The sequence below is a fragment of the Methylobacterium sp. WL19 genome (genome assembly GCF_008040005.1).
GTDB lineage: Bacteria > Pseudomonadota > Alphaproteobacteria > Rhizobiales > Beijerinckiaceae > Methylobacterium > Methylobacterium bullatum.
On the sequence record NZ_VRVC01000257.1, the window covers coordinates 1 to 1,638 of the forward strand.

Consider the following 1,638-nt stretch of genomic DNA (forward strand, 5'->3'; position numbering starts at 1 on the left):
CCCCTTCGCCGGCCGGGGGAACAGCGTCGCCCCGGCGAGAAGACCGAGGCCGGCGGTGAGGGCGAGGCGCCACCAGGGTCGCCCGGCCCCGTCGTCTCGGGGGGATGTCGCCATGTTCGTATCCGCCGGGGTCGGAAAAGCCCTACCCCGCCAACGCGGCGGGCGCGCTCGCGTTGCCTCCGTGGGCGGACCCGGCCTATAACCCGGCCAAATACCGCTGCGGCGACGCATGCGTGCTCCTCCGTTCCACCTCCGTATCGATCCAAGGTCACGCCATGGCCGGCCATTCCCAGTTCAAGAACATCATGCACCGCAAGGGCCGCGTCGACGCGGTCCGCTCCAAGATCTTCGGCAAGCTCGCCCGAGAGATTACGGTGGCGGCCAAGCTCGGCATGCCCGACCCGGCGATGAACGCGCGCCTGCGCGCCGCCATCATCGCGGCCCGGGCCGAGAACGTGCCCAAGGACAATATCGAGCGCGCCATCAAGAAGGCCTCGGGCGCCGACGCGGAGAGCTACGACGAGATCCGCTACGAGGGCTACGGCCCGGGCGGCGCCGCCCTCATCGTCGAGGCGCAGACCGACAACCGCAACCGCACCGCCTCCGACGTACGCTCGGCCTTCACCAAGTCCGGCGGCAGCCTCGCCGAGACGGGGGCCGTCTCCTTCATGTTCGACCATGTCGGCGTGGTGGAGTTCGACGCCTCGGTGGCGGATGCCGACACCATGCTGGAAGCCGCCATCGAGGCCGGTGCCGACGACGTGCGCTCCTCCGAGGACGGCCACGAGATCACCTGCGCCCAGGATTCCTACGGCGAGGTCTCGAAGGCGCTGGAGGCCCGGTTCGGCGAACCGCGCCGCACGGCCTTGGTCTGGAAGGCGCAGAACACCATCGAGGTCGACGACGAGACCGGCGAGAAGCTGATCCGCCTCGTGGAGGTCATCGAGGACCAGGACGACGTCCAGAACGTCTACGTCAACTTCGCCCTCTCCGACGCGCTGGTGGCCAAGCTCGAAGGCTGAAGGGCCACCGTTACCCTTCCCCTCGATCTGAGGATTGCCCGAGACGGATCGATCCGAATCGGGTCGGGGAAGAGCGATCGTGCATGGCCTCGCCCTCGAACCGAGGAGGGAATTCACCCTCCCCGCGTGCGGGGCGAGGGGATGCACACGCCTTCGTCTCCGCGCGCGACGGCACCGACGTGAGGCATCGCCTCGCCGCCTCTCCTCGTCAGGCCGGCCCGACCGTGATCGTCGGACCGGGCAGAGGTCTGGGATCGGCCGGAAGGACTGTCATGGTGGCGTGTCGCCCGACCGCTGCGGGGAAATCGCGGACCGGAACGGGACGTCCGGCGGCAGGCGAACGTGGTTTGGTTCGTCTTCGATCGGACGGGTATGGAACGACGATATCCGCATCCATCCCCCGATCCATGCGACGATACTGCGCTCGTGTCTCCGCCCGGGTCGTAAATGAAGTCCGGTGATGCGGGCCGACGTTGCATGCGTCGCGTCATCCAATAGCGTCAGGCGCGAATGACCGTCGAGCACCGTAAAGAGAAGACACCGGCGGTTTTGCCCGACGTTCTTCTGGACTTGAACGAGGTCCCGATCACCGAAGCGTTGGCAGGACGTCCCACCC

1 protein-coding gene is annotated in these 1,638 nt (G+C 67.8%); it reads left to right on the forward strand.

What is annotated here, in order from left to right:
- Window positions 1-275 precede the first annotated feature (275 nt).
- Entirely contained in the window at window positions 276-1,022 is a 747-nt protein-coding gene (locus FV220_RS24895) for a YebC/PmpR family DNA-binding transcriptional regulator (protein ID WP_018041971.1), read from the forward strand.
- The last annotated feature ends 616 nt before the right edge of the window (window positions 1,023-1,638 follow it).